This is a genomic window from Thalassospiraceae bacterium LMO-JJ14, assembly GCA_021555105.2.
In the GTDB taxonomy this organism is placed as follows: Bacteria; Pseudomonadota; Alphaproteobacteria; order Rhodospirillales; family Casp-alpha2; genus UBA4479.
On the sequence record CP134604.1, the window covers coordinates 428,856 to 441,342 of the forward strand.

Sequence of the window (12,487 nt, forward strand, 5' to 3'; positions counted from 1 at the left end):
CGGGATACGGTTTCAGGAACGCAGCCAGATCGGGTCCTTGATTTTTTCAAGAAACTGCTGATGGCGGGCCAGTTCTTCGGCACTGGCCGCATGTCCGCGCGCTTCGCGGCGGCCCGATGCGGCGGCTTCGCCTGCATCCGTGCCGGGGCCGCTTGCATCAATTCCCGAAGCCGCTTCCGCGGCCAGATCCATGCCATGCTGCCGGCCGCCCAATAGCTCCAGATAAACATCCGCCAGAAGTTGCGCATCGAGCAGAGCGCCATGCAGTTCGCGGCCGCTGAGATCGATACCGAAGCGGCGGCACAAGGCGTCCAGTGATGCCTGCGCACCCGGGAATTTCCGCCGCGCCATGCCGACAGTGTCGATGGCACGCGTGCGATCAAGCTCTGCCAATCCGGCCCCCGCCAGTTCGGCATTGATAAAGCCCATATCGAAAGCGGCATTGTGAATGACCAAGGGTGCATCGCCGACGAAGCCCAGAAAATCGCCGGCGACATCGGCAAACACCGGATGGCCGCTCAGAAAATCCTCGCTGAGACCGTGCACGCGCTCGGCCTCAACCGGCATATCGCGTTCCGGATTTATATACTGGTGATAGACCTCGCCGGTCGGGACATGATTGAAGAGTTCTATGCAGCCGATCTCGACGATGCGGTGTCCGGCTTTCGGATCAAGGCCGGTTGTTTCCGTATCCAGAACGATCTCTCTCATGATGATATTCCCGCCGGTTCAAAGCGGCGGCCAGTGCGTGCCCGCCGATGTGCGGACAATTGTCGCAATTCGGCGGATCATCGGCAAGCTGTGAGAGCGCCCCAGGCCCGTAAAAATCACAAAATCTGCTGCCCTGCGCTTCAAATAATCCGGTATTTGGTGTTTCAGGATTTCCTGGAACTTTTCTTCCGTCATCCCCGGACGCGCCAGAACCCGGCGCCGCTGCTCACGGTACGGCGCCGAGACGACACATACCGCATCGCAACGATCTTCGGCACCGGTTTCGAACAGCAAGGGGATATCAAGCACCACCGCCGGTGTGCGCAGCCGGGCATGCCGGCCAAGAAAGGCGTTTGTCTGTTTGCGCACCATCGGGTGCAAAATCGCTTCGAGTTTTTTCAGGGCCTGATCATCGCCGAAAACGCGTTTGCCCAATTCTGCGCGATCGACGGCACCGTCCCGGACGACACCCGGGAAGGCCGCGCCGACGGCATCCACGGCAGCACCGCCCTTTGCCATCAGTGCATGCACGGCAGCATCGGAATCGTGCACCGGCAAACCGAGCCGGCGAAAATCACCGGCGGCCACCGTTTTCCCCATCCCGATAGACCCGGTCAGACCAAGGATAAACATCAGTTTGCCGTGTGGCCTGCCAGGACATGGTTGCGAAGCGCTTCATCGACTTCGGGACGTGCGCCGAACCATGCTTCAAAGCCCGGCCGCGCCTGATGCAAGAGCATGCCGATGCCGTCCACCGGCTTCAGTCCGCGCAGCTTCGCCGCCGCCAGCAACGGTGTTTCCAGCGGCGCGTAGACGATGTCATTGACGACGGCTTCCGGCAAAAGCCCATCCAGTTCGATTTCCAGCGGCGGCTTGCCGGTCATGCCGAGCGTTGTCGTGTTGACCAGCAATCCGGCACCCTGTGCCGCCTCGTTACGTTCTTCCCAGTTGACGACAGAAACCTTGCTGCCGAAATGACTGGCCAGAATCGTGGCGCGCACCCGCGTCCGGTTTGCCAGACGGACCTCGGAAACCCCGGCTTCGATCAGAGCTGCGATGATCGCCCGCGCCGCGCCGCCGGCACCCAACACCAGGGCAGGCGCGGCCCAGACATGCCATTCCGGGACGGAACTGCGAATATTCTCCATAAATCCGTACGCATCCGAATTGTCGCCGGCGAGCTTCCCGTCCTCGGCACAGATAATCGTATTCACCGCGCCAATTCTCTTCGCCGTGTCGCTGGTAAAATCGACGATCCGAAAAGCGGCTTCCTTGTGCGGCACGGTCACGTTGGCACCGGCGAACCCGAGTTTCGGCAGCATGCGGAGCGCGGCTTCGATATCGTCGGGCGCCACGGGCAGGGGCAGGTACACGCCGTCGATGCCCATACGCTCCAGCCAGAAGTTATGCAGCCTTGGGGACAGCGAATGATCCACCGGCCAGCCGATCACGCCGGCTTTTATGGATGTTGCGGTGACAGTCGGCATTGTGCGCTCCTTTATGCGTAAAGAATGCCCCGTTTCCGCAGCTCTTCCAATAGGGGAAGAAGCGGCAGACCGAGGACGGAAAAATAATCCCCCTCGATCCGTTCGAAAAGCTGTGCGCCTTTGCTTTCCAGCAAATAAGCCCCCACCGATGACAAAATCCGCTCTCCTTCCGAGTGCAGATACTGATCGATGAAAGTCTCGCTGAGCGGGCGGACATGCATATTTACTCTATCCACATGCGACCACAGCATGCTGCCCGATTGCATCATGCAGAGCGCGGACGTCAGCTGATGCATTTTTCCGCTGAACATTTTCAGATGTTCGCGAGCCTCGACCAACGATAAGGGCTTGTCGAACAGACGACCGTCGAGCACCAGAATCTGATCGCAGCCGATAATGATATCGTCGGTTTGTTGATTTTCATACGCCCCGGCGGCCTTGGCTTCGGCAAGTGCCAACGCAAGCGCACCGGCATCGGACACCGTTGTCCGGAAAGCTGATTTCAAGCGCTCTTCATCGACACCGGCATCGCACCATGAAAAGGGGATGCCGGCGTTTTCAAGCACCCGGCGCCTGGCCGGACTCTTCGACGCCAAAAGAATACCGGGTTTGTTCACACTTCGTCTTCGTCGCCGCGCTGACGCGCAAGATGCTGCAGAATGGTCGCTGCGGTTTCCTCGATCGAACGGCGCGACACATTGATCACGGGCCATTCGTACTGTGTGAACAGCCGCCGCGCACTGGCGACTTCTTCTTTCACGGACTCCTCGTCGACATAATCCGTATCCGGATCCTGATCGAGAAAACGAAGCCGCTGGCGGCGAATTTCAATCAGCCGTTTCGGATCGTTGGTCAGACCGACGACGGTGGGTCCTTCACTCAGGAAAAGCTCTTCAGGCAACGGACAACCCGGCACGAACGGAATATTCGCCGCCTTGATACCGCGGTTTGCAAGATAGATGCACGTCGGCGTTTTCGATGTTCTGGAAACTCCAACAAGGACAACGTCGGCATTTTCGAGATTATGGGTCATTTGCCCGTCATCGTGACTGAGCGCGAACTGCATGGCTTCAATACGGGCAAAATATTCCGCATCCATGGCATGCTGACCGCCCGGTCGGGGATGGCTTTTCGCATTGAGATAGGCACCAAGCGCGGCAACCACGGGATCGAGAACCGGAATACAGGGAATTTGGTGCAACCGGCAGCCTTCTTCCAGCGCCAGACGGTTTTTCTCGTTGACCAGCGTACACATGACGAAACCCGGCAGTTCACGTATCCGCTCCATAACCTCGCGGACCTGATCCAAAGATCGCACCATCGGCCACAGATGTTCGCGCACCTGAATATCATCGAACTGGACGAGACACGCCCGGGCCAGCAAAGTGACGGTCTCACCGGTGGAATCCGATACAAGGTGGAGATGAAAATCCTGCATTCTTAAACCTTTGAGGTCTGTATAGGTCCCATATAAGCCGGGGGATGAAATTGTGGATAACTTACAAAGCCGTAAAAAAGGTCTTTAATACCCATCTCGAGCTTTCTCGATACACACCTTGTCCTGCTGTGTAAATCTTTGAAGTCAGGGTTAATGCCTTGGGATAACATGAAAACCGCGCAATCCTGCGGTTTTAGAGAGTTTTTAGAGTTCTGACAGAGAGCATTGGAATCATTGAAATTTTTTCAATTTGTAAAAAGATCCTGCAGCATATTTTCAATAATCATGACAATCGCGCTTGTCTGCATAACCTGTGGATGACACATAATCCCCAGCTTTCATGTGTCCTACTACCACTACAATATTCTTTATATATAGACTCTATATAGAGGGACCCCGGTTCGAAGATTGAGCGGAACACACAAAATTATTTCTAATCGAAGCACAGGATAATTCGATGACGGTTTCCCAGCAAAGTTCAAACAAACCATTTTTGCGCGTCTTCAAGGGTGATGTTGTATCGCCGCCGCCGATCTGGATGATGCGTCAGGCCGGAAGATACCTGCCTGAATACCGGGAAGTCCGGGCCGGGATCAGTTCGTTCCTGGAATTCTGTTATACGCCGGATGCTGCGGTTGAAGTCACCTTGCAGCCGCTGCGGCGGTTTCATTTCGATGCGTCGATCCTATTTGCCGACATTCTCGTCATTCCCGATGCGCTGGGGCAAAAGGTGGAATTCAAGGAAGGTGAGGGGCCGGTGCTTGAGCCGATCCGTGAACTTGCCGGCCTTGAAAAGCTCGATGTCGAGGGCGTGCTGGAGCACCTGGCGCCGGTTTTCGAAACGTTGCGGAGGTTATCCGGTGAAATCCCTGCGGCAACCGGGTTGATCGGCTTTGCCGGATCGCCGTGGACGGTCGCGGTCTACATGGTTGAAGGCCGGGGGCGGACGGAATGTGAACGTGCGCGCAGCTGGGCCTACAAATCCCCGGCGGAGTTTCAGAAGCTGATGGATATTCTGGTCGATGCCACGTCGCGTTATCTGATCGCTCAGGTCAAGGCGGGTGCAGAGGTTCTGCAGTTGTTCGACAGTTGGGCCGGTGTGCTGTCCGTTTCACAATTCAGGTCTCTGGTGATCGAACCGACGCGCCGCATCGTAGAAACCGTGAAAGCGCAGGCACCGGATGTGCCGATTATCGGATTTCCAAGGCAGGGTGGGGTGATGATCCCGGAATATGTAGCTAAAACGGGTGTCGACGGCGTTTCGCTGGATCATTCCGTGCCGCTCGACTGGGCGGTGCGTGAAATCCCCGAAACATGCGTTTTGCAGGGAAATCTCGACAACCGGCTTTTGGTGGTCGGTGGCGAGGCGCTGGACCATGGCGTCGATGAAATTCTTCGTCAAACCGAAGGCCGGCGATTTGTTTTCAATCTGGGCCACGGCATCGTGCCACAAACGCCGGCGGAGAACGTTGCCCGCGTCATCGAGCGGATCCGCGGAAAAACTGCATGAAAACGGCTGTCATCCTGTTCAATCTGGGAGGTCCGGATAATCCGGAAGCGGTACAGCCGTTCCTGTTCAACCTGTTCAGCGACCCGGCGATCATATCGTTGCCGCAACCTTTCCGATGGATGCTGGCAAAGCTCATTTCCAAACGCCGCGCGCCCATCGCGCGCGATATTTATGCAAATATCGGCGGCAAGTCGCCGCTTCTGGAACTGACCGGCGAACAATCCGATGCCCTGCAGGCGCAATGTCCGGATCTTGGTGAGGTGAAAACCTTCATTTGCATGCGCTATTGGCACCCGATGAGCGATGCGGTGGCGATGGACGTCAAAAAATTCGCGCCGGACAAGATTATTCTGCTGCCTCTGTATCCGCAGTATTCGACGACGACCAGTGCTTCATCCATCAACGACTGGAAACGTGCCGCTAAAAGTGTGGGATTATCCTGCCCAAGCGTGGAGATCTGCTGCTATCCCGAACAGGACGGCTGGATCGATGCCCAGGCCAGTCTGATCAAAACCGCCTATGCATCGGCCGACGGCGCAACAAAACCGCGGATCCTTTTTTCCGCACACGGTTTGCCGAAAAAAGTTATCGCCGCGGGCGATCCGTATCAATGGCAGGTCGAGCAAACCACGAAAGCGGTGGTCGATCAGCTCGGGATCGATGGTCTGGACTGGATTGTCTGTTACCAGAGCCAGGTCGGGCCGCTGGAATGGATAGGACCGTCGACCGACGATGAAATCAAGCGCGCCGGGAAGGAAGGGGTTCCGCTGATTGTCGTGCCGATCGCCTTTGTTTCCGAACATTCGGAAACGCTGGTTGAACTGGATATCGAATACAGGGAACTTGCCGAAGAAAACGGCGTGCCGGGATATAGCCGTGTTCCGGCTGTCGGCACGCACCCGTCGTTTGTCTCGGCGCTGGCGAGCCTCGTGCGAAAGGCTGCTCATGCGGACGGCCCGAGAATTTCCGGCAAGAATGGACGAATTTGCCCCGGCACGTGTACGAAATGCGCCTGGGCCTGAGGGGAGCGGGCGTAAATGTTTGATGGCACGGTATATCTCTGGCTCAAGGCTTTGCACATCATTGCCGTCATCGCATGGATGGCGGGATTACTGTATCTGCCCAGGCTTTATGTCTATCACGCAGCGGCGGAACCGGGTTCGGAATTGTCGGAAACCCTGAAAATCATGGAACGCCGGCTTTTGCGCGCGATCATGAACCCGGCGATGCTGGTGGCGTTGATCGCCGGCGGTATTTTGCTGACCTATCAGGATTTCTCGTCGGGCTGGCTGCATGTGAAACTGCTGTGCATCGCCGGTTTGCTGGCCATGCACATGATGATGGGCAAGTGGCGCAAGGACTTCGAAGCCGACAGAAATACCCGGTCCGATAAATTTTACCGCTTCGCCAACGAGGTGCCGACGATCCTCATGATCGTGATCGTCGTGATGGCCGTCGTGAAGCCATTCTGAAAAGCCAATTGACAGGCAGCGATGCTTGTCGTAATCGTTTGCCATCTTCAACGGACATGGTCCGCCCTTTAAGTGATTGCCTAAAACTTTCCAGCGCCCCCGACAGGGACGCACCAAAGGTTCCAAGGGACCCAAGCGGTCCGGCGTATCACGTACTTAATCATTCCCCCCGAAACCGATAGTCGAAGCTGACCTATGAATCTCAAGGACCTCAAAGAAAAATCACCGGCCGATCTTCTGGCCTATGCCGAAGAGCTGGAGATCGAGAACGCAAGCTCGTTGCGCAAGCAGGACATGATGTTCGCGATCCTCAAACACCTGGCCGAGGACGACATCGCGATCTTCGGCGACGGGGTGCTCGAAGTGTTGCAGGACGGCTTCGGCTTTCTCAGAAGCCCGGAAGCCAACTATTTGCCGGGACCGGACGATATCTATGTCAGCCCGAGCCAGATCCGCCGCTTTTCGCTCAGGACCGGCGACACCGTCGAAGGGGAAATTCGTTCACCGAAAGAAGGCGAACGCTATTTTGCGCTGCTCAAGATCAACAAGGTCAACTTTGCCGATCCGGGCGATGTCCGCCATCGCATCAACTTCGATAACCTGACGCCGCTGTATCCCGAAGAACGGCTTTTGATGGAAATCGACGATCCGGAAGTCAAGGATCCGACACACCGGGTGCTCGATCTCGTCAGCCCGCTCGGCAAGGGCCAACGCGGTTTGATCGTGGCCCCACCGCGCACCGGTAAAACCGTGATGCTGCAGAACATGGCCAATTCCATCGCCCGAAACCATCCGGAATGCTATTTGATCGTTTTGCTGATCGATGAGCGCCCGGAAGAAGTCACCGACATGGCCCGCACCGTGAAGGGTGAGGTGATTTCGTCGACCTTCGACGAGCCGGCGACGCGCCACGTGCAGGTGACGGAAATGGTTCTCGAAAAAGCCAAGCGCCTGGTCGAACACAAACGCGACGTTGTAATCCTGCTGGATTCCATCACACGTCTGGCCCGTGCCTACAACACCGTCGTGCCGTCATCCGGCAAGGTGCTGACCGGTGGTGTCGACGCCAACGCGCTGCAGCGGCCGAAACGGTTCTTCGGTGCCGCGCGTAATATCGAGGAAGGCGGCTCGCTGACCATTATCGCGACGGCGCTGATCGATACCGGATCGCGCATGGACGAAGTTATCTTCGAGGAATTCAAGGGTACCGGTAACTCGGAAATCATTCTTGACCGCAAGCTTTCCGACAAGCGGACCTGGCCGACCATCGACATCACCAAGTCCGGCACCCGCAAGGAAGAGCTGCTGGTCGACAAGGGCACGCTGGCCAAGATGTGGGTGCTGCGCCGTATCCTCATGCCGATGGGTGTCACCGATGCGATGGAATTCCTGCTCGACAAGATCAAGCATTCCAAGAACAACAACGATTTCTTCGATTCAATGAATCAGTAGACTTCTGCGCATCCAACAAAAAAGGCACCGGCATTAATCCCGGTGCCTTTTTGCTTTGATGGAGCCCGTTCAGACAGTCAGAACCGTCGAACCCGTGGTCTTGCGGGCTTCCAGATCGGCGTGTGCCTGAGCAACGTTATTCAGCTCGTAGGTCTGGTTGACGGAAATTTTCACATCACCGGAGGTGACCGCATCGAACAGATGCTTGGTGCCGTCGAGCACCAGTTCACGCGTCGCGGTGTGCGTGCCGAGCGTCGGCCGGGTCACATAGAGCGAGCCTTTCGGCGCGAGGATGCCCGGATCGAACGGCTCGACCTTGCCCGATGCATTGCCGAACGTCGCCAGCACGCCGAACGGCGCCAGGCTATCGAGGGAATCCATGAACGTCGCTTTGCCGATGCTGTCATAGGCTGCCGCGACGCCCTTGCCGCCGGTCAGCTCCCGGACCCGCTCGGGGATGTTTTCATCGCGGTAAAGGATCGGATGATCGCAACCGTTGGCCATCGCCAACTCGGCTTTTTCCTGGGAGCCGACACAGCCGATGACGGTGGCGCCGAGTTTCTTTGCCCACTGGCACATGATCAGGCCGACGCCGCCGGCGGCAGCATAGACGAGGATGGTGTCACCCGGCTGCACCTTGTAGGTGCGGAACAACAGGTATTGCGCTGTCAGCCCCTTGAGCATCATTGCTGCCGCGGTCTGATCGTCGATGCTGTCCGGCAGCTTGACGACTTTCAGGGTCGGCATGCAGCGCGCTTCGCAGTACGCCCCCGGCACCATCGGATAGGCAACGCGGTCGCCGGGCGAAAATTCCGTCACGCCGTCGCCGACGGCTTCGATGATGCCGGCGGCTTCCATGCCGATGATCGCCGGAAAATCGACCGGATACAGGCCGGTGCGGAAATAGACATCGATATAGTTGAGCCCGACGGCGTTCTGCTTGATGCGGACCTCGCCCGGGCCTGGATCACCGACCTCGATGTCTTCCCATTTCATTACCTCCGGGCCGCCTGCCTCGTAAACACGAATGCCTTTGGTCATGGTTATCCTCCCCTTTGAAAAGTGTTGTTAATGAAAAATATGGGGTGCCGATCCGGTTCCGACAAGCGATCAGATCAGCTCGACCCGCGCGCCTTCCAGCGCCAGCAGTTGCCGCTTGGTGTCGGTGCCGTCGGCAAACGAGTATCCGCCCAACGCACCGTTCGCGCCGAGCACCCGGTGGCACGGAATGACGATGGGGATCGGATTGGCGCCACAGGCCCCGCCGATGGCGCGCGGCGCACTGCCGAGCGCACGGGCAAGATCGCCATAGGTCCGTGTTTCACCGTAGGGAATGGCGGTCATGGCGGACCATATCTCGCGCTGCCGGGGCGTGCCCGCAGGGGCCAGGGGCAGGTCGAAGTTCTGCAGCCGGCCGTCGAAATAGGCGTCGATCTGTCGCCGTGCTTCGAGCAGCAGCGGATCGTCGCTGCCGACGCCCGGAATCGCACCGGCCTCGACGACGATCAGATGATCGTTTTCGCTGAACACCGTCAGCGGCCCGATCGGCGAATTGAACGACAGATAGGCTGGAACGGATGTCATGGGGTTATACCAAGTACGCTCGCCAACTCGCCGGCATCGGTGATCGGCAGGCTGCAGGTCGGACCGGTGCAGACATAAGCGGCGGGCTTTTCGTCGACCATGCCCTTGCCGGCGGCGGCATGGTTTTCCGGCAAGTCCGAACCGGGGGCGACATGCGTGACAACGCCCAGTCGGTTCGGCGATTTCAGGGCAACCGCTGAAAGAGCCCGGGTCGCGGCATCGTCCGGATCGCCGGCGATCACGATCTGGGTGCCGCGGAGCAGCATTTCCCACGCTATCAGCAGAGTCGGATGGTGCAGGTTGTGATTGGTCTCTGCGGTGATGAAGGTTTGGAACAGGCTTTCCACGCGCGCCCGATAGGTCTCGTTGCCGGTCATCAGATACAGCCGCACCAGCACCTCGGCCATGGTGCCGTTGCCGGCAGGCTGGGCATTGTCGAAGATCGGTTTCGGGCGGGCGACCAGTCCCGGCGTGTCGTCGGCCGACATGAAGTAACCACCGCCGTCCGGGTCGAGGTAATGCGTTTCGGCCTGCGCCACCCAGGTTTCCGCATCGGCAATGTAGGCGTTGTCGCCCGTTGCTTCCGACAGGTAAAGCGCGGCCCGCGCCATGTTGGCGAGATCGTCGATCACCGCCGGGTGCTGTAATTGTCCGGCGCAGAAGGAATGCCGGAGGCGGGCGTCCGCCGCCGTCATATTGGTTTTGATCCAGGCGAAAACATCGCAGGCTAGGCCGACCCAGTCGGGGCGATCATACACAATTCCGGCCCGCACCAGTCCGGCGATCATCAGGCCGTTCCAGTCCGCCAGGATCTTGTCGTCACGGCCGGGACGGATGCGGCCGTCGCGGCGCGCCATCAGTTTTTCCCTGAGCGGCGCCATGGCGGCTTCGGTATCGTCGTCCCAATCCATGCTGGAGAGCCGGTTGAGGATCGTCTTGCCTTCCCAGTTACCATACGGCTTGACGTCGTAGACTTTCGAAAACGTAGCGGCGTCGTCCCCCAGTACGTCGGCGACTTCATCGGCTGACCAGACGTAGAACTTGCCCTCTTCGCCCTCGCTGTCGGCGTCGAGCGCGCCGGCGAAGGCAAAGCCGTCAGGAAAATCATGTGGCCCCTCCTTGCCGTTTTTCATTTCCCGAAGCAACCAGTCGATGGTTTCCGTGGTCCGCTTGGCATATAGCGGGCTTTCGGTTTTCAGCGAGACATCGCTCATCAGTTCGATCAGCAGCGCATTGTCATACAGCATCTTTTCGAAGTGCGGCGCCAGCCAGCGTTCATCGGTGGAATAGCGCGCGAAGCCGCCGCCGAGGTGATCATAGATTCCGCCCTGGCACATGTTGTCGAGACTGAGGCGCACCGCATCGGCGAAAACCGCGCCGGTGCCGCGCAGATGCGTGGTCCACAAAAAGCGGTAGAACATCGGCTGCGGGAACTTCGGCGCGCCCTGCGTGCCGCCGTGACGGGTATCGATCATACTGACGGCGGCGGCGGCGATTTGATCCAGTGCTTCGAGGCTCATGCCGCCGCCGCCCTTCGGTGCGAGAGCTGCGTGCATGGCGTCGCGGATAGCGCCGACATTCCCGGAGACCTGATCGGGTGCGTTTGCATAGGTATTGGCAATCGATTTCAGAACCTGATCGAACCCTGGCCGGCCATAGCGCGGCGTCGGCGGAAAGTACGTGCCACCCCAGAACGGATCGCCGTCCGGCGTCAGGAACATGGTCAGCGGCCAGCCGCCGTGTTCGCCGAGCAACTGCAACGCAGTCTGGTAGATGTTGTCGATGTCGGGGCGCTCCTCGCGGTCGACCTTGATGTTGACGAAGCGTGCGTTCATCTCGTCGGCGATCGCTTGATTCTCGAAACTCTCGTGCGCCATCACATGGCACCAGTGACACGCCGCGTAACCGATCGACAAAAGGATCGGCTTGTTCTGCGTGCGTGCGGCCTCCAGGGCATCATCACCCCACGCATACCAGCGCACGGGATTGTCCTTGTGCTGCAGCAGATAAGGCGACGTTTCCTGGTCGAGGCGGTTGCGAGACATGAGGCTCCTTCCCGGTATGCATTGAGAGCGCCGTTGCAGCTTTCCCTCACCCCGCTTAACTTGTCGGAACCGGCCCCGGCGATGCCGGCGCCGCGAGCCTGTCACGGGGTTCGCAGACCATGAGAGGGGCAGCCATGAAGGTCAAGATCGATATCGATTGCACGCCGGAGGAAGCACGGACGTTTCTGGGTCTTCCCGACGTGAAGCCGCTTCAAGAAGCAATGCTGAAGGAAGTCGAAGAACGGATGCGCGCCAATTTGCAGGCCATGGATCCGGAAACCATGTTCAAGACATGGCTGCCGGCGGGTCTGCAGAGCTGGGAACAGATGCAGCGGATGTTCTGGTCGCAGATGGGCAAATCCGAAGACGAGAATAAGAAGGACGAATGATAGATGAACGACGCTGACGACATGCCGCTTTTTTTCGACCACCATGTTTTCATGTGCATGAACGAACGTCCCGAAGGTCACGAACGCGGATCGTGCGCCCACAAGGGGGCGGTGAAGCTGCGCAACTACATGAAAGCGCGGGTTAAGGAACTGGGCATCGAGAAGACGCGGATCAATCAGGCCGGTTGCCTGGACCGGTGCGAGCTTGGCCCGACGATGGTGGTGTATCCGGAAGGCATCTGGTATCGCTGTGACACGGCCGAGGATATCGACGAGGTGATCTCGGAGCATCTGCAGAACGGCCGGCCGGTGAAACGGCTGATGCTGCATCCCGACGATTAGCCTACACATTATATAGTATACACCCCTACATCTTGGGGTTTGGCACCGGTAACATCT

Annotated in this window: 14 protein-coding genes; 6 read left to right on the plus strand and 8 right to left on the minus strand. The window is 58.4% G+C overall.

What is annotated here, in order from left to right; translation table 11 throughout:
* Positions 1 to 12: 12 nt before the first annotated feature.
* From dnaQ to L2D14_02085, 5 genes are read right to left on the minus strand one after another with little or no spacing between them, the layout of a single operon-like run.
* The gene (dnaQ, locus tag L2D14_02065) at positions 13 to 711 is read right to left on the minus strand and encodes a DNA polymerase III subunit epsilon (GenBank protein ID WNK00221.1); all 699 of its coding nucleotides are present in this window, start codon (positions 709 to 711) and stop codon (positions 13 to 15) included.
* An 18-nt stretch (positions 712 to 729) separates the two neighbouring features.
* On the minus strand, positions 730 to 1,344 hold the full coding sequence (coaE, locus tag L2D14_02070; protein ID WNK00222.1) for a dephospho-CoA kinase: 615 nt from the start codon (positions 1,342 to 1,344) through the stop codon (positions 730 to 732).
* A complete protein-coding gene (locus L2D14_02075; protein WNK00223.1) occupies positions 1,344 to 2,198 on the minus strand; it encodes a shikimate dehydrogenase in 855 nt (284 codons plus the stop codon). Before L2D14_02075 ends, coaE begins: the two co-directional genes overlap by 1 nt.
* A gap of 11 nt (positions 2,199 to 2,209) precedes the next feature.
* The gene (locus tag L2D14_02080; GenBank protein WNK00224.1) at positions 2,210 to 2,815 is read right to left on the minus strand and encodes a nucleoside triphosphate pyrophosphatase; all 606 of its coding nucleotides are present in this window, start codon (positions 2,813 to 2,815) and stop codon (positions 2,210 to 2,212) included.
* Positions 2,812 to 3,636, minus strand: a complete 825-nt coding sequence (locus tag L2D14_02085; GenBank protein WNK00225.1) for a pyruvate, water dikinase regulatory protein — start codon at positions 3,634 to 3,636, stop codon at positions 2,812 to 2,814. Before L2D14_02085 ends, L2D14_02080 begins: the two co-directional genes overlap by 4 nt.
* A 457-nt stretch (positions 3,637 to 4,093) precedes the next feature.
* On the opposite strand from L2D14_02085, the gene hemE reads away from it, so the two are divergent.
* The 4 genes from hemE to rho all read left to right on the plus strand — a co-directional run bounded on the left by hemE (position 4,094) and on the right by rho (position 8,070).
* On the plus strand, positions 4,094 to 5,146 hold the full coding sequence (hemE, locus tag L2D14_02090) for a uroporphyrinogen decarboxylase (GenBank protein WNK00226.1): 1,053 nt from the start codon (positions 4,094 to 4,096) through the stop codon (positions 5,144 to 5,146).
* Entirely contained in the window at positions 5,143 to 6,168 is a 1,026-nt protein-coding gene (gene hemH, locus L2D14_02095; GenBank protein WNK00227.1) for a ferrochelatase, read from the plus strand. The genes hemE and hemH overlap by 4 nt, the downstream gene beginning before the upstream one ends.
* Positions 6,169 to 6,183: 15 nt before the next feature.
* Complete coding sequence (hemJ, locus tag L2D14_02100; GenBank protein ID WNK00228.1) at positions 6,184 to 6,618, plus strand: protoporphyrinogen oxidase HemJ; 435 nt, start codon at positions 6,184 to 6,186, stop codon at positions 6,616 to 6,618.
* Positions 6,619 to 6,813: 195 nt separating this feature from the next.
* Positions 6,814 to 8,070: a transcription termination factor Rho gene (gene rho, locus L2D14_02105; GenBank protein ID WNK00229.1), complete on the plus strand. Its 1,257-nt coding sequence runs from the start codon at positions 6,814 to 6,816 to the stop codon at positions 8,068 to 8,070.
* Between the two features lie 69 nt (positions 8,071 to 8,139).
* On the opposite strand, the gene L2D14_02110 is transcribed toward rho, so the two are convergent.
* The 3 genes from L2D14_02110 to L2D14_02120 all read right to left on the minus strand — a co-directional run bounded on the left by L2D14_02110 (position 8,140) and on the right by L2D14_02120 (position 11,699).
* Complete coding sequence (locus tag L2D14_02110) at positions 8,140 to 9,111, minus strand: quinone oxidoreductase (protein WNK00230.1); 972 nt, start codon at positions 9,109 to 9,111, stop codon at positions 8,140 to 8,142.
* A gap of 69 nt (positions 9,112 to 9,180) precedes the next feature.
* Positions 9,181 to 9,654 carry a methylated-DNA--[protein]-cysteine S-methyltransferase gene (locus tag L2D14_02115; protein WNK00231.1) on the minus strand — a complete coding sequence of 158 codons (474 nt, stop codon included), beginning with the start codon at positions 9,652 to 9,654 and terminating at the stop codon, positions 9,181 to 9,183.
* Entirely contained in the window at positions 9,651 to 11,699 is a 2,049-nt protein-coding gene (locus L2D14_02120; protein WNK00232.1) for a thioredoxin domain-containing protein, read from the minus strand. The genes L2D14_02115 and L2D14_02120 overlap by 4 nt, the downstream gene beginning before the upstream one ends.
* A gap of 134 nt (positions 11,700 to 11,833) precedes the next feature.
* Here L2D14_02120 and L2D14_02125 point away from each other — a divergent pair, with 134 nt between their 5' ends.
* Together L2D14_02125 and L2D14_02130 are read left to right on the plus strand one after the other, a co-directional pair.
* Positions 11,834 to 12,088 (plus strand): DUF6489 family protein, encoded by a 255-nt coding sequence (locus tag L2D14_02125; GenBank protein WNK01635.1) that lies wholly within the window; start codon positions 11,834 to 11,836, stop codon positions 12,086 to 12,088.
* Between the two features lie 3 nt (positions 12,089 to 12,091).
* Positions 12,092 to 12,430 (plus strand): (2Fe-2S) ferredoxin domain-containing protein, encoded by a 339-nt coding sequence (locus L2D14_02130; protein WNK00233.1) that lies wholly within the window; start codon positions 12,092 to 12,094, stop codon positions 12,428 to 12,430.
* Positions 12,431 to 12,487: the final 57 nt, after the last annotated feature.

Coding starts and splice junctions, on each gene's coding strand:
- dnaQ (WNK00221.1), bottom strand. CDS start 711: ATGAGAGAGATCGTTCTGGATACGGAAACAACCGGCCTTGATCCGAAA.
- coaE (WNK00222.1), bottom strand. CDS start 1,344: ATGTTTATCCTTGGTCTGACCGGGTCTATCGGGATGGGGAAAACGGTG.
- L2D14_02075 (WNK00223.1), bottom strand. CDS start 2,198: ATGCCGACTGTCACCGCAACATCCATAAAAGCCGGCGTGATCGGCTGG.
- L2D14_02085 (WNK00225.1), bottom strand. CDS start 3,636: ATGCAGGATTTTCATCTCCACCTTGTATCGGATTCCACCGGTGAGACC.
- hemE (WNK00226.1), top strand. CDS start 4,094: ATGACGGTTTCCCAGCAAAGTTCAAACAAACCATTTTTGCGCGTCTTC.
- hemH (WNK00227.1), top strand. CDS start 5,143: ATGAAAACGGCTGTCATCCTGTTCAATCTGGGAGGTCCGGATAATCCG.
- hemJ (WNK00228.1), top strand. CDS start 6,184: ATGTTTGATGGCACGGTATATCTCTGGCTCAAGGCTTTGCACATCATT.
- rho (WNK00229.1), top strand. CDS start 6,814: ATGAATCTCAAGGACCTCAAAGAAAAATCACCGGCCGATCTTCTGGCC.
- L2D14_02110 (WNK00230.1), bottom strand. CDS start 9,111: ATGACCAAAGGCATTCGTGTTTACGAGGCAGGCGGCCCGGAGGTAATG.
- L2D14_02115 (WNK00231.1), bottom strand. CDS start 9,654: ATGACATCCGTTCCAGCCTATCTGTCGTTCAATTCGCCGATCGGGCCG.
- L2D14_02120 (WNK00232.1), bottom strand. CDS start 11,699: ATGTCTCGCAACCGCCTCGACCAGGAAACGTCGCCTTATCTGCTGCAG.
- L2D14_02125 (WNK01635.1), top strand. CDS start 11,834: ATGAAGGTCAAGATCGATATCGATTGCACGCCGGAGGAAGCACGGACG.
- L2D14_02130 (WNK00233.1), top strand. CDS start 12,092: ATGAACGACGCTGACGACATGCCGCTTTTTTTCGACCACCATGTTTTC.